We start from the raw sequence: 18697 nt of genomic DNA on the forward strand, positions 1-18697 counted from the left end.
GGGTTAAATGAGTATTCCTGCACTAAAAGATTCCGTGAAAATTGTTGCTTCTGATTTAGATGGTACGCTTTTGGCTCCCAACCATCAGCTAAGCGACTTTACCAAGCTAACGCTTAAGAAATTACACGACCAAGGTTATACCTTCATCTTCGCAACGGGTCGCCATCACGTCGATGTGGCGGGTATTCGTCAGATAGCAGGTATTCCGGCGTACATGATCACTTCAAACGGTGCACGCGTGCATGACCAAAACGATCAACTGATGTATAGCCAGAACGTACCTCAGGAACTCGTTCAGCCAGTTATTGATATTGTGCGCCAAGATCCAAACCTCTTTATTCACATGTACCAGAATGAAGATTGGTTACTAGACCGTGAAGATGAAATGTTGGCTAAATTCCACAGTGAGTCTGGCTTTAGCTACAAGCGCTTTGAAGCTGAAAACGCACCAAGCGAAGGCATCGCGAAAGTCTTCTTCACACATCCAGAACAAGACCACGAATATCTCGTCACGTTTGAACAAAAGCTAAGAGATGCTTTTGGCGACAAACTGAACATCGCCTTCTCTACACCTTGGTGTCTGGAAGTGATGGCAGCTGAAGTCTCTAAAGGCCACGCTCTAGACGCTGTTGCAAAATCACTAAACCTGACTCTGGATAACTGTGTTGCCTTTGGTGATGGCATGAACGACGCTGAAATGCTGGCTATGGCGGGTAAAGGTCTAATCATGGGTACATCACATGAGAAAGTGATGAAAGCACTACCTGACAATGAAGTGATTGGCAGTAACGCAGACGATGCCGTTGCTCACTACCTAGAAAAGCATCTGCTCTAATCTCGCTCGTTGAACAGATCTGAATAAATAAAAAGGCAGCCAACTGGCTGCCTTTTTTGAACCTTACGTAAAAAGCTCTCTCTAACGCTATCGAGAACCTAACACTTCTTTGCTTAAGATTGCCTGCCACTCTTGTTCGGTAACCGGCATGATCGATAAGCGATTACCGCGTTTCACCAAGGGCATTTCGGAGAGTTCAGGCATGGCTTTAAGCGTAACCAAAGGAATCAAGCGCTCAGTCACTCGCACAAACTCGACATCCACCATGATCCAGCGTGGGTTATCGGGTGAAGACTTAGGATCGTAGTAATCACTCTCAGGGTCGAACTGAAAGTGGTCTGGGTAGGCTTCTCTGGTTACTTTAGCGATCCCCGCTACGCCAACTTTTTTACATGATGAGTGGTATATCATCACCAGATCGCCAAGCTTGACGTCATCACGCATCATGTTTCGAGCCTGATAGTTGCGTACACCCTCCCAACAAGAGGTTTTTTGTACTCTAAGAGTCTGAATAGAGAAGGTGTCGGGTTCTGTTTTAAATAACCAATATGCCATAATAAATCCAATTAACGGTTGCTCCGAGGAAGATATAACATGAAGGTAATGAAAAACCCAGTGACATGGCTAGTCGCGTTCGCTCTACAAGGCTGTGTTACGGCACCTGATACGCCGCAACAACCTGAACAGCCCCCAGCAAACTTGGATGAGCCACTGAGCATTCAACCGCAAACCTTCATCATGCGTGGTCAGGTGGTGGTTGGCCATGAAAGCCGAACCTTCACTCCTTGCGGTAGCCAACAACAATACTGGTTAGACTTATCTCCAGAGTTAGCGTTAGAAGCACAAGGGCTCTCAACGAGACCTTACCAAGCCTTATATGGCGAGCTGATTGGTCACCTAACCGTGCCGAGCCAAACGGGTTATAACGCAGATTTCACAGCGCGTTTCGTGGTTGACCAAGTGAACATCCTAACCGCAGAGAACCCAGATCGCTGCGTCCAACCGCTGCGCTCAACACGAGTATTTGGTAATGAACCCTTCTGGTCAGCAACCTTCGATAAAGACCAGCTGAAATACACCAAGATGGGCGAACAGCCACAGACCCTCGATATTGAATCAAGCCGCACCACATCGAGCAGCCGTGACTACCAATTAGAAGGTAAAGCTGCACAAGGCAAACTCAACCTTACGAAAGAGAGCTGTAGCGACGGCATGAGCGATTCTATCTATGGATGGCATGCCAAGCTTAACCTCAATGACAGTAACTACAATGGCTGTGCGACGGTCTCTAACCAAGATCCAACGCTGGACTGGAGCGGACTCTACTTCGCTAGCTCAACGCAAAACTCAGGGTTCTCTATCAACCTTGAACTCAACAATGACCACAGTGCTATCACGACTTATTCATACAGCAATGGAGACCCTTCTATTGTTGAACAAGGCTTCTGGCAGCAACTGAACCAAAATCAGGTACAAGTGGTTATGACTCGCCACCAGCAACAATATTTGATCTCCGAGCGCATCTTCACACTCGATAATGGCAAGCTAATCGCTGAAAAAGAGAAAGTGGGCAACGTGGTGTATCCGATTGCCAATGGCGGTCTGGTGCTATTCGAAGCTAAGGGTGCGCAAGCACAAGTAAACACCACCACTAACGTTGATCTAACCGCAAAGCAGGTGAACTCCAGCGATCAACTTGATCCAAAAGTCGACCAAGCGATCCGCGAATACTTTAAGATCAACAACAGCTCACCTGACGACACTAAATACCGCTGGTTAACCTACGACCTCAACGGCGACGGTAAAGAAGAGCTGTTCGCCCAACTCGATTGGTGTGGTTCTGGTGGCTGTACACTGCTAATTTTCGAAAACCATCAAGATAACTGGCGCTTCAATAGCCGAGTGACACTGGTTAAGGGCGACATACGCTTAGGTAAATCGCAAAACCACGGCTGGCAGGATCTGATCTTCAATGTCAGTGGCGGCGGTGCAACACCGGCGAAACACACACTTTCATACTCTGGTGTCAGCTACCCGCTAAACCCAAGTGTCGCTCCAGTTGCAGATGATGCTGATATCAGCGACGTGGTTTTGTTTGCTGATGGTATCTCACCCGCACAAAGTGGAGTTAAGTTGTAAACATGAGTAACCAACAAGCTTGCCATGGTTGTAGCTTCACTCACCAATGTATTTGTCACCTGATACCTAGTGTCGCAAGCCAAATCGATCTTGTACTGCTCACTCATGAGAATGAACTGTCACGCGATACCAATACAGGGAAGCTGCTTCAGCAATCCCTTGATCAGTGTCAGTCCATTGTATGGCAAAGGAAAACACCACCAGCGGAGCTCATCGCACTGCTTGACGATGAAACACGACAACCGTTTCTTTTATTCCCAAGTGATCAAAGTGTCGAGTGCCAGCAAGCTGTAATGACCCAAGCCCAGAGCCGTAAGCCGCTATTCATCATCTTGGATGGCACATGGCAAGAAGCGAAGAAGATGCTTAACAAGAGCTCGTGGTTACAAGCCGTTCCGCAAGTTCACCTCGATATTACCAGCGAATCTTCATACACCTTGCGCCGCAACCAAGACAGTGGCCACTTGTGTACTTGTGAAGTGGGTATTGAGTTACTCAAATCTTTAGGTGAAAGTGAATCTGCCAAGCTCATTGATGACTACTACCAGCATTATCTAAAAGTGTTCCACGCCGACAAGTGTGGCCACGCCCTCAAATAGACCAAGCAGGCGCGCGGGAAGGTAAAAACACATTTCGGGACGAGACAGACACTAAAAACAAAAAGGGTGAGCCATAAGCTCACCCTTTTTACATCGTATTTTCGTTATTGAGCCAACCAGTGTTTCACGTGAAACGCTCGCTCCATCAAAACAAACGCTGAGGTTGACCAAAGTAATACCCTTGCAAGTAATCGACCCCCATGTCTTCAGCAATACGGCACACCTGCTCATTATGAACGAACTCCGCCACCGTCTTAGCATTCAGAATCTGGCATAAGCTCACCAACTGCTGAGCGATCTTGCGCTGCTTTTTATCTTTATCAATATTGCGAATCAAACTGCCATCAAGCTTGATCACCTGTGGTTCTAGCTTCAATATCTCATCAATGTTCGAATAGCCCGAACCAAAGTCATCAACAATAATATTCACACCAAGATCGCGGAAGTGATTACACACCTCAATCAAGCGACCGTAATCCTGAATTTGTTCCGTTTCTAACACCTCCAAGCCAATACGCTGTGGGTGACTGATTTTCTTGATCGCTTGTTCAAGGTGAAGAATGGTTTTCTCATTGCTGAAATCTTGTGGCGCTAAATTAATTGAGAACGAATCGGTTCGCTGACTCATAAAATCGAAGGTGCGCGTTATCATCTGACGACTGAGGCGTGTATAGAGATGGGTTCCTTCAATGATTGGCAAGAACTTACCCGGTGCAATTAACTGACCGTCCTCTTCAATTCGAACCAAACACTCGTAGCTCTCTACCTGATGACTGTGTGCTGAAACTATGGGCTGAGAGCACGCCACAATATTCTGATTAAGCACCGCGCGACTCACGCACGACAGCCAACCAAGTTGCTCTTGGCGATGCTTCTCCAATTGAATGAGTGCCTTGGCGCTCACTAGGTGCTTGTTCTGGCTGACAGCGCTGCGCCTCGCATCAATCGCCTTCAACAATAAGTCATCAATAGAGGTAGTCGGGAAATCTCGACGGCTGGCGATACCCGCACAGATAGACACCGACAAGTAATCAATATCGGGTAAACCGGTAGGCTCAAAATTCACATGCTCGGTTTGATCGGCAAATTCCGAGAATCGCTGATGAATATGTTCTTGGCTCGCCCAACTATCAAACACCACCGCCCACTCACCAATACCGATACTGTAGAGCTGACAGCCCTCATCAAAGAACTGCCACAGCGCCTTTTGAAAGTACTCACTCAAATCATGCAGAAGCTTGTCACCTACTCGATAACCATACTTCTCATTGATCTGACCAAAGGTCGTGACCTTCAAAGCTAGTAAGTGGCTATCACTGCTCATCTTCGACAGTTTCTCACGCAGCACACTTCGATTGGGTAAACCTGTACGGTGATCAATTCGATAGCTTGCCGTCAATGCAGTGGCTTGCTGCTGAATCTTACTCGCCATGCTGTTGTTCATGTCATCGACATCAAGCAGTGCATTTCGGATCAATGAAAACAGAGGGGATATGTTGGTCGCGGGTTGCGTCTCTAATGGCAATACCGCCTTACCCTCGCCTTCTCTAAGCGCAAGATAAGTGAGGCTATGGTGCAAGATTCGCTGTTGGCCATTCTCTTGATAAAGTTCTCCCATGCAGTAAACGCCATAGCTGTCGGCCAATTTTTGGAAAACCTCAACCTCTTGGTTGCCATCAATAAAGTCGATACGAGATGTACAGTTATAAATGAAGAACTGTTCTGGCCTATGAGAGGCGATCTGCTGCACGCCCAGTCGTATCTGCTCTAAGGTCAGTGATGGATGGTCATAACAAAACCGGACCTCATCGCCCACTTGGAACAGGCCGCTGAATTCTATCTCTCCACTTTCCGTTACCTTGAGCGGTAAGTGAATGTTTTGCTCTTTCGGGTCACCGACCATCAAGGGAAAGTTATGCAGTTGCTCAAAAGGCACTTCGAGGCCATCAGCGAGGTAACGATTGTAGAGTTCGCGAACAGGCATCCCATCCAGTTCCAACAACCGGTTCTCTTGAGCGCCTGTCACTCGAAAAGTTCGACCAATCGGATTCCATTCAGTGTAGTAACCCTTAGCGATGGAGAGCTCAACACTGTGCAGCGCCAACATCACATAGGCATTTTCATAGCAAATGCCGTCTAACATCACCCATCGCCCATTATCTGTGATGGTCGATGCACCGCCACAGATCGGTAATGAATACATCGACTGCTCAAACGCTGAAAATAGATCTCGGTTATTTATCTGCAAGCGGTCTGCGAAACAGATGATGCTTTGAGTATTATCATTGCACTCAAGCTGTTGCCACATAGCGTGGCTATCGAGCAATGGTTGTTCGCTATATTCGACAACACCACAAGAGTAAGACGTCGCGTCAAAGCGGGTAACAATCAGATAAAGACCTTGGTGCAGGATGACACCTTGACTAATGTAGTGGTTAGCACTGCAACCAATCAATTTGGCATTGGGAAAAGTCGATTGAATCACTTGGCAGGCAGCCAAAACAGAACCTTTCTCGAAAGACGAAAACACCTGAATCAGTAGGCTTTCATGTTGATGAAAATCTATCTTTTCCAATTCACGTTGGGTTTGCTCAATGTCTTGTATCAGGAGAGAAGTCGACTGCATATTCACATTAATCGTTACGTTAATGATTTATTATTGTGCTTATTATAGATAAGGCTTGCACGGAATACTTGCGATCGCGTTATGAATAATGTGACCTTAGTTAGACATCATTCATTCCGCCAAAAAGCAGTCATTAATGGCGGCGCAGTACTTTTATAGCCAGTCGTTACACAATACGGGAAGCTTTAACTGCTAAAACAGTCGCTTAGGCTCACCGAAGTAGTAACCCTGCAGATAATCGACACCCATTTGCTCTGCTATCTCACAAACCTGTTGGTTATGGACAAATTCAGCGACCGTTTTGGCATTGAACACTTGGCACAAACGAATCAACTGAGAGGCTATGTTTCTTTGTTTTTGATCTTTGTCGATATTACGAATCAAGCTACCGTCGAGCTTAATGATCTGTGGCTCAAGCTTAATGATTTCCTCGATGTTGGAGTAACCAGAGCCAAAGTCATCAACAATGATTCTCGCCCCGAGAGCACGGAAGTGATCACACACCTCAATCATGCGACCATAATCTTTAATCTGCTCAGACTCGAGAACCTCTAGGCCAAGTCGAGTGGGATCGTTCATAGCACTGATGGCGGTCTCGAGCACCTCAAGCGTCTTGTCGCTCAACAAATCTTGCGGGGATAGATTGATAGAAAATGAGCTCTGCTTATCCGCCATATAACCTATGGTGTTCTTAATCATGTGTCGGCTGAGGCGAGTGTAAAGGTGCGTGTCGGCAATGATAGGTAAGAACTTACCTGGTGGCACAATGGTACCGTCTGACTCCATGATTCTGACCAAGCACTCTTGGCCAATCATTTCGTGCGTAACCGACTCCACAATTGGCTGGGAATAAGTGATGATGTTCTGATCTAAAATCGCACGACTTACACAGCTCAGCCAGCCTAGTTGCTCTTTGCGATCTTCTTCACTCACCTGAATGTCTTTAGCATTGGTGATGTGGGTATTGTTACGTACTCCATAGCGTCGAGCTTCGATCGCTTTCAATAAGATCTGGTCACCACTGTCGGTTAAGAAGTCACAACGACTAGCAAAGCCGCCACACAGAGAAACTGACAGGTAATCAATATCAGCCAAACCATATGGCTCAAAATTTATGTGTTCGATGTCATCGGCGAACTCAACGAAACCTTCTTTTATTTTCGTACTACCAACACTAGCATTGAAGATAATCGCCCACTCTCCAACACCAATACTGAATAGCTCTACCTTCACGCGAGGCTCTTTAACCACACGAAGCTGTAATCGCTCGATAAAGTGATTAGACAGATCGAGTAGCAGCTGATCCCCCACTTGATAACCATACTTCTCGTTAACCTGATGGAAGTTGGTTAGCTTTAAGGTCAGCAGATGTTCACTGAACAGAATCGTATTGAGGCGCTCTTTCAGTACGATACGGTTCGGCAAACCAGTACGCGAGTCAATGCGATAGCTTTCGGTTAAGCGACGCGCTTGTTGATGGAGTTTCTTTTCCATCTGAGTATTCATACTGTCGAGATCAGCGACTGCATTTCTGACTAGGTTAAGCAATGGCGACACGGTTGAGCCACACTGAAAGTCTTCGCAATGAAACTCTTTAATCTCGTCAGACTCGCGCATAGCGATATAAGTCAAGCTGTGGTGCAGTATCTCTTGGCGGTCTTCATTACGGTATAGCTCCCCCATGCAGTAGGCACCACATGTATTCACTATCCCTTCAAATGGCTTGAGCTCAAGTTTACTGTCGATAAATTCAAGTCGAGATACGCAGTTATAAATGATCACCGATTCAGGCTGATGCATGGCTAGCATCTCGGCACCGTGGTGCACCTTTTCTGCAGTGAGCGATGGGTGGTTATAACAAAACTGCGCCTCTTCACCGACATGCCAAGGGCTATCAAACTCAATACTGCCATCATCATTAATACGTAGCGGCGTCGAGATACCCTTCTTTCTGCCAAGTTCTCGATAAAGTGGAAAGCTCATCAGTTGACTAAAAGGAAGGTCTTTGCCATCCGCAAGGTAATGTTTGAATACTTCAATAGCCGGCTTGTCGTTCAATGCGTATAAGCGATTTCCGATTGCGTGTGTGACTCGTAGCTTCATCCCAATCGGGTTCCACTCAGAGTACGCGTCCGACCAAACCTTCAATCTTGGGTTAGTCAGAGCCACAGCAACACAGGCGTGCTGGTAGGTTTGCTCGTTATACATAACCCAACGGCCAAATTCATTCTCATGGCACAGTCCACCAGCTATCGGCAAGGCGTAAGGCAAATTTTCAAAAGCGCTATAAATAGGATAATCACGCCCTTCAACCTGATCGCACAAGCTGATGACCGTTTTGGTTTCTTCTGTAAGGCGCAGCTGAAAAGCTAAGTCTTGGCTGTCTTGATTTGGATTGCCGGAAAAAGGCTGGACCGCAGAGGTTAGATGGGTTTCGTTGAACTCACTGATGATGACTAAGGTGCATGCACTTTCAAGGCAATTATCACAGATAACATGACGAGCACTCTGGCCAATTAGCGTCGCATTATTTAAACGATTGAGGGCAACACCCGCGATTTGACGAGCTAGATCTGAAGATTGAGCTGAGAAAATTTGAATAAGGTACTGTTTGCTGTCACACCATTCTCGCTGATCAAATTGAGCTCTAAATAACGCCTCAGTATTTGCGAGAAATGTAAATGTTTGCATGCCAACCCTTGTTCAAAATCGAGTGAAGTAACAACCCGCAACCACTGCTATGACTGAAATGAATCGATAAAAAGTAGTCGCCAATTATCCTAGCCTAATCAGGCTTTTATAGGCGACTAATGTAACAATTCAATAGCATAAATGCGACACAATAAGCTTACCGAGCCATTAAATTAGTCGCATAAGATCGCTAAGTTGGTCTATTTCAACATCAGGGAGCACACTCGCCTTCGGGGAGCGGTATAAATTGGAACCAGTGTCATTAAACCAGCACGCTTGGAAGCCATTTTGCTTGGCTCCATAGACATCCGTTTTGAGGTGATCGCCAACATGAAGAATATTCTCAGCGTCACAACCTAGGTGTTGCTGAGCTTTTTCAAACATATCTGGATAGGGTTTTGCTCTGCCATCAGGGCCGGCTTTAAGGATTAATTGAAAGTACAGCCCTAAGCCAATTTTGTGTGGATCGACATTGCCATTGGTAATCGCAACCAGAGGAATACGTTGGCTAAGTTCAGTCATCACTCGATGCGTTTCTTGAGGGACATCGACTTGATTACGCAACCACAAGGCATGCTCAATGCCCTCTCGAGCCGCTTGCTCTGCTTGCTGCAGAGAGTAACCCAATTGCAGCAAACCACTCTTAATCTGAGTTTCACGCCACACGGTGACATCATGTTTCAAAGCTGGGTTTTCAGATGCGACTTGCTGCTTAATGCCCTGCCACTCTTCAAGCGATAAAGAAGCCGACACTGGGTGCTTTTGATAAAGCCACTGTGCCATCTCTTTCTCAACCTTCATGATCACAGGCCAGTTGTCATACAGGGTGTCATCCAAGTCAAAGGTCATGGCTTTGATGGGCTTTAACCCTCGATAAATTCGCATAGTAAACCCTTTAATCTAATCTTTATTCTTCTTACGAGCTCTCGGGTGAGCCTGATCATAAGCTTGTGCTAAGTGTTGGAAATCTAAGTGGGTATACACTTGGGTCGTCGAGATGTTTTCATGGCCAAGCAACTCTTGCACAGCACGAAGATTTTGGCTCGATTCCAGCACATGCGTTGCAAAGGAGTGACGCAGTTTATGCGGGCTGATGTGGCTCGCGACAGATTGCTTCTTGCCCCACTCTTCCATGCGCTTTTGCACGCTGCGGTGAGAGATACGAGTCCCGAGCTTAGAGACAAACAGCGCGGTTTCACCCGGTGAAGCCAATTCACCACGAACTTTGAGCCATTTATCGACCCACTCTTTAGCTAAACCAGAAAAAGGCGCTTTGCGTTCTTTGTCGCCTTTACCAATCACTCGGATTTCGCCTTGTCGACCCAACACATCTTTCAGATTGATGCCGACCAGTTCTGCCAGTCGTAATCCAGCACCATACATCACCTCCATCATCGCTCGATCACGAATCGACAATGGATCGTCCTCATTCACATCAAGCAGTTGACCCACTTCATCAACATCGAGGTTTTTAGGCAAAGGGCGTTGTTTGCGAGGTGCAGAGACACCTTTGGCTGGATTGGCGGTCATTTCGCCACGCAACACAAGGAAATCAAAGAAGCTGCGCAGTGACGATAAGCGCGTTGCAATGCTGCTCGCTTTCATTCCCTCACGCATGCCTTTACTGGCCAGTTGTCTGACCCACGCCGCATCGACTTGACCCCAATCCTTTAGCCCTAGAGTGACTAAATGACCGGCCATGGTTTCAAGTTGTTGTTTGTAATTACGTTGGGTGTGTAGGCTGAGTCCCTTCTCGCTTCGGAGATATTCATAGAAGCGAGAAAGTGGCTTTTGAAGGCTGTTAGGAAGAGGTATTTTGGGCTCTAGGCTCATTATTTATCTGCCAAGGTAAGGTGTCCGCCAAATGAGCGACAACAAGTGCTAAATGGCGTAAAAAGAGCGTATCCATATGGGGTTGGAAATGTCCGCCATCTTCACTAGAAAAGGCGAGCAAACCCAATGGAGACTGCTTAGCAAGCGGTAGTACTACATAAGAGCCTAGCTCTGGAACTGGATAATCACCAAACAAATCGTGTCTGTCGGCTTTTCTCAAGCGTCCAAGATAAGCATCTTTGCCATTGAAATGGTTAAGCGAAAACTTAGAGTAACCCTCAGCACTCAACTGATAAAAGCCAGATTGCGAAAGAATACGAACATGAGCTTTAAGCCCAAGATCTAACGCTTTTTGTTCAACGGCTTTTATCACCTGCATGAAGTCACTGCATTTCAGCACTTGCGCTTGCAGATCCATAAACTCATAGAAGGTTTTATCGTTATTTGCTGCCAACGACATCAAGCCAGTGATCTCTTCTTCAAGCTCTTCGATTCGATGACGTTGGCGTTTAAGCTGAACCTCAACCAGAGAAACAGCGCCCTGCTCAACGTTATTGATAGCAAGGCGATCAACCAAATCTTTTCGGTCTTGGAAAAAATCTGGGTTATCACGTAAATATTCCGCGACCACTTCTGCGGTGAGTGCGTCGGCTTCAACGTAAGACAAAACCTATCCTTTATTTTTATGAATATATTTGTTTTGGGTCGTTATTAGCAAGAAAGTTGACCATCAAACACATGCGTTGCAGGGCCGGTCATAAACAGAGGTTTACCCGGGCCTTGCCAGCTAATGTGTAAGTCACCGCCTGGTAGACGAACCTTCACATTCTCAGCCAGTAAGCCTTGAGTGATACCCACTGCAACTGCGCCACACGCTCCGCTGCCACATGCCTGAGTTTCACCCGCGCCGCGTTCGTAAACACGTAGACGAACTTCTTCACGGTTAACGACCTGCATAAAGCCAGCATTAACACGCTCAGGGAAACGTTCATGTGATTCAAGTAGTGGGCCTAAGGTGTCCACATCAGCCGTGTCGACGTCATCAACCACGGTAACCACATGTGGGTTACCCATGCTTACCGCACCACAGAATAAGGTGTGTACATCCGTTCTTAGGATATACGTCTTCTCTGGCTGCTTGGCCTTGAATGGAATCTTGCCGGGTTCGAACTCAGGAATGCCCATGTTCACCGTGATCAGGTCATTCTCTTCAATCTTGAGAACCATTTTACCTTTCTTGGTACTCACGTTGATGCTGTACTTATTCGTTAAGCCTTTCATGCGAACGAATCGTGCAAAACAACGTGCACCATTGCCACACTGCTCCACTTCACTGCCATCCGCATTGAATATGCGGTAATGGAAATCAGTTTCTGGATCATAGGGAGCCTCAACCACAAGTAGCTGATCAAAGCCCACGCCAGTGTGACGATCCGCCAAGCGACGGATCAAATCTGGAGAAAAGAAAATATTTTGAGTAATGCAGTCCACGACCATGAAATCATTGCCCAAACCATGCATTTTAGAAAAGTGGAAGTGCATAACGCTTAAAATTACTCCGGAAGAATGTTTTCAAGTTCCCACAGACTCGTAAGCTCTTCACGCTGACGAACCAAGTGAGTTTTATCGCCATCCACCATCACTTCAGCCGCACGCGAACGAGTGTTGTAGTTAGATGACATCGCGAAGCCATAAGCACCCGCTGAACGAACTGCTAGCAGATCACCTTCTTCAAGAACAAGGTCACGATCTTTACCTAGGAAATCGCCTGTCTCACAGATTGGGCCAACCAAATCGTAAGTCACAGTTTCACCCTGACGAGGGCTCACAGGAACAATATCCTGCCAAGCTTGGTAAAGTGCTGGGCGCATTAGATCGTTCATTGCTGCATCGATGATGGCAAAGTTCTTGTGCTCTGTTGGCTTGAGGAACTCGACTTTCGTTAATAATACACCAGCGTTAGCAGCAATCGCTCTTCCAGGCTCGAAAATCAGCTCTAGATCAGAATGATTGTCTAAGCGAGCCAATAAAGCTTTCGCGTAGTCAGAAGGCTGTGGTGGTAATTCATCACGATAAACCACACCCAAGCCGCCACCGACATCAAGGTGTTTGATGTTGATACCGTTAGCACGTAGCTGGTCGATCAGCGCAAGTAGGCGATCGGTTGCATCGATGAAAGGTTCGATATCCGTTAACTGAGAACCAATGTGGCAATCAATACCATGGATAGACAAGTTATCGAGTGTTTTTGCAAACTCATAAACAGCAGGAGCACGGTCGAAAGCGATACCAAACTTGTTATCACGCAGACCTGTAGAGATATAAGGGTGAGTGTTCGCATCAACGTCTGGGTTGATACGCAGTGAAATCGGCGCTTTAACACCAAGCTCACCAGCTACTTTATTCAGTCGCTCTAGTTCTGGTTCAGACTCTACGTTGAAACACTTAATGTTCAACTCAAGCGCACGCTTCATTTCAGCGGCTGTTTTACCGACACCAGAGAATACAACTTTTGCTGGATCGCCACCGGCAGCAACCACACGCTCTAGCTCACCGCCAGAAACGATATCGAAGCCAGAGCCCAAACGAGCCAAAGTATTCAACACGCCAAGGTTTGAGTTAGCTTTAACGGCATAACACACCAAGTGCGGATGCTCACCAACCGATGAATCAAACGCATTCCAGTGGCGTTCTAATGTTGCACGAGAATATACATACAGCGGTGTACCATATTGCTCTGCTAGTTGTGAAAGTGCGACGTCCTCAGCCCAAAGCTGGCCATCTTCCTGATAGTTGAAGTAATCCAAAGTTCTTATCCCTTATAAATAACGATTTCTGCGTGTTTTCACTTATTGTGATTGTTCGGTTTGCTGAACTTCATCAGGATCGTACAAAGGACCCGTTTGACCACAACCAGAAAGTCCAATAACGGACATCATAAATAGAGCAGCAATTAATTTTTTCATTTTGCATATCGTGATTATTAACTCAATGCCCCCTATAATCGCACCACACTCAGGAAAAGCAATAGGATAGAAAGGATGAACGAGACTGAATTTCATCAGCTGGTCGATATACAGATGCAAAACATCGAAGAAGCTATCGATGAATCAGAGGCAGATATTGATTACGAAGTGACTGGTAACGTGATGACGCTGGAGTTTGAGAACCGCAGCCAAATCATCATTAACCGCCAAGAACCAATGAAAGAAATCTGGTTAGCGTCTAAATCTGGTGGCTTTCACTTCAAGCTAGTTGACGACAAGTGGACATGTTCAAAGACGGGCATGGAGCTGTTTGAGATGGTTAAAGAAGAATGCGTGAAGCACGCAGGTGAAGCGATCGATTGGGTCTAATCATTTGTAAGCAAAACTAAAAAGGAGTGAATCAATCACTCCTTTTTCAATATCAATCGGGCTTAGTAAGACTAGATGTTGACTATCTTTGAGCTCCGAGAAGCTAAAGTTGCATCGTTACGATAAGGCACAACGTAAGAATTGCCTTCTTCAGGATGAACGATTTGGTAGTACTGAGGTAGGTTAAAGTTAATCAACTTAGACGACATCTTCGACTCATCTTTTACCGATGTGTAGAAAGAATTCACGCTCGCGATCATCTCATCTTTTTCACCGCTGTACTGGTGGTAGACCTCAACTTGGTTCGACTCGTCCAATACATAAATATTGAAGCCTTTGTCGGTATCTTCGAAAAAGAACTGAATCAAGCCCTCACTCGCAAAACCATCCACCACTTCTGGTAGCTGATACTCTTGCTCTTTATCGAGCATCAGTAAAGGTGAGCCTTTGAGCTTATTGGTTGAGATGCTACGGTAGAAATCGACCGAGTTTTCCAACATCTGTACCGACACACCACGACGTTCGAAGAACAGACCAAACATCTTATTAGCTAAACGAATAGCCTTAAAGCGGCGGCGCTTCTCGGGTTCAATCGGTTTCAATCGTAAATCGATACACTCAGCAAGCAGTTGATACACCATGTTACGCATCACACCACGCAGGTTTTTGCTGTAACAGAACACATCAACCGATTCTGGCGGTAAAGCATCTTGGTGCATTTTGCCAAGCACCGTCTTCAGCGCATCCAGCATTGCCGTATCACCTTGGAAATGCAGCGTACGTACTTCATGCCAAGAGTTACGATAAACTAAGTCGACACTGCCGACTAAGCTCTTACCTTCCTCACCAAAGCTGAAGATATCGGCGTTCTTGAGGTCCACTTTTAATGCACGACCACTTAATTCAGACGTCGGGTCATTTTCAAAGTTGATGAACATCGCTAGCTGGCTTATCTCACACGGGCTCGCCAGTGCTTGCATACTTGGGCGACGCTTACGCAAAGAAAACGTATTACGCAGGTCGCTCACCATTTGATAGAACTTATCGATATCGATGTGAGCGTCACGTACCACAGAGTGCAAACGTGTCGACTCGGTAATCAAGCCATTAAAAAACGACCATGCTACCAACTTACTCAAGTACTCATGGTGCTCTAGAGAAGGCTGACCAAGAATGCGGTGTGCAACCAGTGGCTGCTTATACAAGTACCAACCTGCTTTATTCGACTGACCCTGACGAACTTCGATGAAGCTCAAGTCGGGTTCATGCAGATCCGGAGAGATTTGTGGGTTCAGCAGTGTCACTTTACCTGGCAATACCTCAAACGCAGCGTAAAGCTTACGTGCCAAGATGCTGATATCTTGTGGACTGATTGCCGAAGTGATGTCGTTACGACGCGCAAATTGAATCAGATTACGATAGCTCAGCATCAAGGCATCAAGCAGTGCATGGTGCACCACTTTAACCTGCTCAACCTTCCAGTTACGGCGGTTATCGAGCTCAGCAATGGTTTCATGTCCCCAATTCCAAGATTTAGTCATCTCGGTTAAGGCTTCACGACGCCACGCAACGGAGCCAATGCCCGCATCTCGTGACAACTTCTCGTGGGTCTTAAGATAAAAACAGCGCCTCACCAAGTCCAATCGAGTATGGTCGTTAATACGCTCTAGGTAGCGCGTTACCTTCTCAAGCATCAGATAGTAACTATCCATGCCATACAGATCCGGTTCATCCGCGAAGAAGCGACGCTTGGTATCAATACTCAGCAGTTGGGTGTTTGGGTATTCCCATGAATAGGCTTCTAACAGGATCGCCTTCAAAACCGATTTATACGGTGAGTCGATACTCTTATAGAGCTGCCACAGGTTTGAACCAAAGTACTCTTCAGCGGGAATGCGATTCAGCTTGCCGAAATCGATCCACTGCGAGCAATCAAGATAGCCATCCTGACACAAACCTTGAACATACTCGTCGTAACACTCTTCCATTTCTGGCGGAATGATTTGCCACAACAAACGCTGACCAGCCAAACGAACCGCAGAGCGATAAAACTCATCAAGCAATAATAAGTGCTGTGAAGAACCACAGTTATCGCCGGTCATCTCTTCTGAATGGTTCGAACGGAAACGCTCTTCATCCATCAAGAAGAAGTTCGCTTCTACTCCCAAGGTTTCAGCCCAATCGGTAATCAAGAGACACTTGTTGGTTAGGCTATCGCGAGAGGCGCCATCCATATCCGGGGAAACACACACCCAGATATCAAGATCACTTGAAGTGCTTTGACCAATAGAAGAAGTACTACCCATGGTGTACAAGCCAAGGATTGCTGGTTCATCCGTCTCGGTGAGTTTGCCACCCAGCGTTAATTCGGTATCAGAGACAAATTGCTTTTGGAATTCATTAAGCGTGAAGCTACGAATTCCAAAAGGAACTTGTTGGTCATAATAACCAGGCATCATCGGGTGATTGAAGTGAAGCAGTGCGGGAATAAGGTTGAATACTCGCTGGCCTTGCACATTCATCAACGCCAACGCACGATCAATGCGCTGCTGATTTAGATTGTCTAATCGTTGAATCAAAGTTTGAGTGTAAGCCTGCAAGGTAAGTCCTTGGTTTGAGGTTAAGTGCAGTTCTGTTTAGTTACTGAACGAAAGGAGCAACAAAACGTGATCAATTTAACACTTTTACCCTTAATGGTAAAGCAAAGGAACCCGTCATACTGGTCAATTCCTTGATGACAGAAAGTTAAACTCACGGCGCCGTAGTGTCCTCTTTATTGACTATTTCTAATAATAGCCCATGTTTCAAATGAGATACTAATCACACTATTTTGGTGAACTCATGAAAATCTCTCAGCTATCAAAGTATGGAATGATCAAACAGTAAGAATTCTCGCCTCATAATGGTAGGATTAGGCTATTACAGAACCTATATCGGAAACACCATGACAAATTCAGCACCAATCCGTATCGCGACCAGAAAAAGCCCTCTTGCCCTTTGGCAGGCATACTTTGTAAGGGATGCACTGCAAGCTGCTCACCCTGGTTTAGAGGTTGAGTTGGTAACTATGGTGACCAAAGGTGACATCATCCTAGACACTCCGCTTGCTAAAGTGGGTGGTAAAGGACTGTTCGTTAAAGAACTTGAAGTAGCCATGCTAGAAGGTCGTGCTGACCTAGCGGTTCACTCAATGAAAGATGTACCTGTCGACTTCCCTGAAGGTCTAGGTCTGGTAACAATTTGTGAGCGCGAAGATCCGCGTGACGCTTTCGTATCAAACACTTACAACAACATCGACGAACTCCCACAAGGTGCTGTCGTGGGTACGTGCAGTCTGCGTCGCCAATGCCAACTGTTAGAATACCGCCCAGATCTGATCATCAAAGAGCTGCGCGGCAACGTTGGTACTCGTCTAGGTAAACTCGATGATGGTCAATACGATGCGATCGTACTGGCTGCTGCAGGTCTTAAACGTCTAGAGCTAGAAGAGCGTATTCGTAGCTTCATCGAACCAGAGCAGTCTCTCCCTGCTGTTGGCCAAGGCGCTGTTGGTATTGAGTGTCGCCTTGATGACGAGCGTCTGATTAAACTCCTTGAACCACTGAATCATAAAGACACGGCTGATCGTGTACTGTGCGAACGTGCAATGAACCTTACCCTAGAAGGTGGCTGTCAGGTTCCTATCGGCAGCTACTCATTATTAGATGGCGAAAACATCTGGCTACGTGCATTAGTTGGTGAACCGGACGGTTCTAAGATGGTTCGTGGTGAGATCTCTGGCCCTCGCAAAGATGCAGAAGCACTTGGCGTGACTCTGGCAAATCAATTGCTGGATGATGGCGCGAGAGAAATCTTAACCAAGCTCTACGTTGACCAAGAATAATCATGACAGTGTTGGTGACTCGTCCCGGTTCAGAGGGACAATCGCTTTGCCAACAACTAGCGGATGAAGGGGTTCAAGCAATCCATCATCCGCTGATTCGTATCGTGGATAATCCCAACTCTGCGGATTTAAGCACCCAGCTTAATAACAGCGATATCATTATTGCAGTCAGTCACCACGCCGTGGCGGCTGCCCAAAGCATCCTTTCAAAAACCTCATCCATTTGGCCTACTTCGCCGCTTTATCTTGGCGTTGGTCAAAAAACTGCGCACGTTTTAAGCAAAGTCTGTAAACAAAAAGTAAACTATCCTCAAGTTAGTGATAGTGAACATCTTCTTAAACTTACTGAACTTAATGGCGTAGAAAATAAGTCCATTTTGATACTACGTGGCAATGGTGGGCGTGAGCTCATTAGGGATTCTCTACTCAATCGAGGTGCACAAGTCTCTTATTGTGAGACCTACCGTAGAGAATATATTCCTATTAGCGACCACAATACCTATCAAACATGGATAAACAAAAAAACGTCCAAAGTTGTCATCACTAGTCAGGAACAATTGGAGTATCTCTGCTCAATTACCCCTGATGAGTATTTGGCTTGGCTTTCAACAAGACATCTATTTGTCCCAAGCCAGCGCATTGTAGAACGAGCACAACAACTCGGCTTCTCGAATGTGACCAATACTCACAGTGCTACGAACCAAATATTACTGGCTGCTCTCCGGCCCTAGCTAG

At 46.2% G+C, this 18697-nt stretch carries 16 protein-coding genes; 6 read left to right on the forward strand and 10 right to left on the reverse strand.

Annotated elements, in window-relative coordinates:
- Nucleotides 1–7: 7 nt before the first annotated feature.
- Entirely contained in the window at nucleotides 8–835 is an 828-nt protein-coding gene (locus tag BCU07_RS20280; RefSeq protein ID WP_017061022.1) for a Cof-type HAD-IIB family hydrolase, read from the forward strand.
- Between the two features lie 87 nt (nucleotides 836–922).
- Here the strand turns inward: BCU07_RS20280 and BCU07_RS20285 are convergent, their stop codons facing one another.
- Complete coding sequence (locus BCU07_RS20285; protein ID WP_017061021.1) at nucleotides 923–1390, reverse strand: EVE domain-containing protein; 468 nt, start codon at nucleotides 1388–1390, stop codon at nucleotides 923–925.
- Nucleotides 1391–1429: 39 nt separating this feature from the next.
- Here BCU07_RS20285 and BCU07_RS20290 point away from each other — a divergent pair, with 39 nt between their 5' ends.
- A complete protein-coding gene (locus BCU07_RS20290) occupies nucleotides 1430–2974 on the forward strand; it encodes a COG3650 family protein (protein WP_102428637.1) in 1545 nt (514 codons plus the stop codon).
- A gap of 2 nt (nucleotides 2975–2976) precedes the next feature.
- The gene (locus BCU07_RS20295) at nucleotides 2977–3573 is read left to right on the forward strand and encodes a tRNA-uridine aminocarboxypropyltransferase (RefSeq protein WP_017061019.1); all 597 of its coding nucleotides are present in this window, start codon (nucleotides 2977–2979) and stop codon (nucleotides 3571–3573) included.
- A gap of 145 nt (nucleotides 3574–3718) precedes the next feature.
- On the opposite strand, the gene BCU07_RS20300 is transcribed toward BCU07_RS20295, so the two are convergent.
- The 8 genes from BCU07_RS20300 to lptM form a co-directional block, all read right to left on the reverse strand.
- A complete protein-coding gene (locus tag BCU07_RS20300) occupies nucleotides 3719–6199 on the reverse strand; it encodes an EAL domain-containing protein (RefSeq protein ID WP_017063759.1) in 2481 nt (826 codons plus the stop codon).
- Between the two features lie 192 nt (nucleotides 6200–6391).
- Complete coding sequence (locus BCU07_RS20305; RefSeq protein ID WP_102428636.1) at nucleotides 6392–8890, reverse strand: EAL domain-containing protein; 2499 nt, start codon at nucleotides 8888–8890, stop codon at nucleotides 6392–6394.
- Between the two features lie 168 nt (nucleotides 8891–9058).
- On the reverse strand, nucleotides 9059–9775 hold the full coding sequence (gene yigB / locus BCU07_RS20310) for a 5-amino-6-(5-phospho-D-ribitylamino)uracil phosphatase YigB (RefSeq protein ID WP_017068593.1): 717 nt from the start codon (nucleotides 9773–9775) through the stop codon (nucleotides 9059–9061).
- Nucleotides 9776–9790: 15 nt separating this feature from the next.
- Nucleotides 9791–10723 (reverse strand): tyrosine recombinase XerC, encoded by a 933-nt coding sequence (gene xerC, locus BCU07_RS20315; protein WP_017061015.1) that lies wholly within the window; start codon nucleotides 10721–10723, stop codon nucleotides 9791–9793.
- Nucleotides 10692–11390: a DUF484 family protein gene (locus tag BCU07_RS20320; protein ID WP_017061014.1), complete on the reverse strand. Its 699-nt coding sequence runs from the start codon at nucleotides 11388–11390 to the stop codon at nucleotides 10692–10694. The genes xerC and BCU07_RS20320 overlap by 32 nt, the downstream gene beginning before the upstream one ends.
- Nucleotides 11391–11434: 44 nt before the next feature.
- On the reverse strand, nucleotides 11435–12265 hold the full coding sequence (gene dapF / locus BCU07_RS20325) for a diaminopimelate epimerase (protein WP_017061013.1): 831 nt from the start codon (nucleotides 12263–12265) through the stop codon (nucleotides 11435–11437).
- Nucleotides 12266–12276: 11 nt separating this feature from the next.
- The gene (gene lysA, locus BCU07_RS20330) at nucleotides 12277–13530 is read right to left on the reverse strand and encodes a diaminopimelate decarboxylase (protein ID WP_017066756.1); all 1254 of its coding nucleotides are present in this window, start codon (nucleotides 13528–13530) and stop codon (nucleotides 12277–12279) included.
- A gap of 42 nt (nucleotides 13531–13572) precedes the next feature.
- The gene (lptM, locus tag BCU07_RS20335; RefSeq protein WP_017063757.1) at nucleotides 13573–13689 is read right to left on the reverse strand and encodes an LPS translocon maturation chaperone LptM; all 117 of its coding nucleotides are present in this window, start codon (nucleotides 13687–13689) and stop codon (nucleotides 13573–13575) included.
- Nucleotides 13690–13764: 75 nt separating this feature from the next.
- Between lptM and cyaY the strand changes: the two genes are divergently transcribed.
- Nucleotides 13765–14079 carry an iron donor protein CyaY gene (cyaY, locus tag BCU07_RS20340; RefSeq protein ID WP_017061010.1) on the forward strand — a complete coding sequence of 105 codons (315 nt, stop codon included), beginning with the start codon at nucleotides 13765–13767 and terminating at the stop codon, nucleotides 14077–14079.
- Nucleotides 14080–14150: 71 nt separating this feature from the next.
- Here the strand turns inward: cyaY and BCU07_RS20345 are convergent, their stop codons facing one another.
- Nucleotides 14151–16679 carry a class I adenylate cyclase gene (locus BCU07_RS20345; protein ID WP_017066755.1) on the reverse strand — a complete coding sequence of 843 codons (2529 nt, stop codon included), beginning with the start codon at nucleotides 16677–16679 and terminating at the stop codon, nucleotides 14151–14153.
- A 344-nt stretch (nucleotides 16680–17023) separates the two neighbouring features.
- On the opposite strand from BCU07_RS20345, the gene hemC reads away from it, so the two are divergent.
- A complete protein-coding gene (gene hemC, locus BCU07_RS20350; RefSeq protein ID WP_017061008.1) occupies nucleotides 17024–17962 on the forward strand; it encodes a hydroxymethylbilane synthase in 939 nt (312 codons plus the stop codon).
- Nucleotides 17963–17964: 2 nt separating this feature from the next.
- Nucleotides 17965–18693, forward strand: a complete 729-nt coding sequence (locus BCU07_RS20355; RefSeq protein ID WP_017061007.1) for a uroporphyrinogen-III synthase — start codon at nucleotides 17965–17967, stop codon at nucleotides 18691–18693.
- Nucleotides 18694–18697 lie beyond the last annotated feature (4 nt).

The organism is Vibrio sp. 10N.261.54.E10 (genome assembly GCF_002877735.2).
In the GTDB taxonomy this organism is placed as follows: domain Bacteria; phylum Pseudomonadota; class Gammaproteobacteria; order Enterobacterales; family Vibrionaceae; genus Vibrio; species Vibrio crassostreae_C.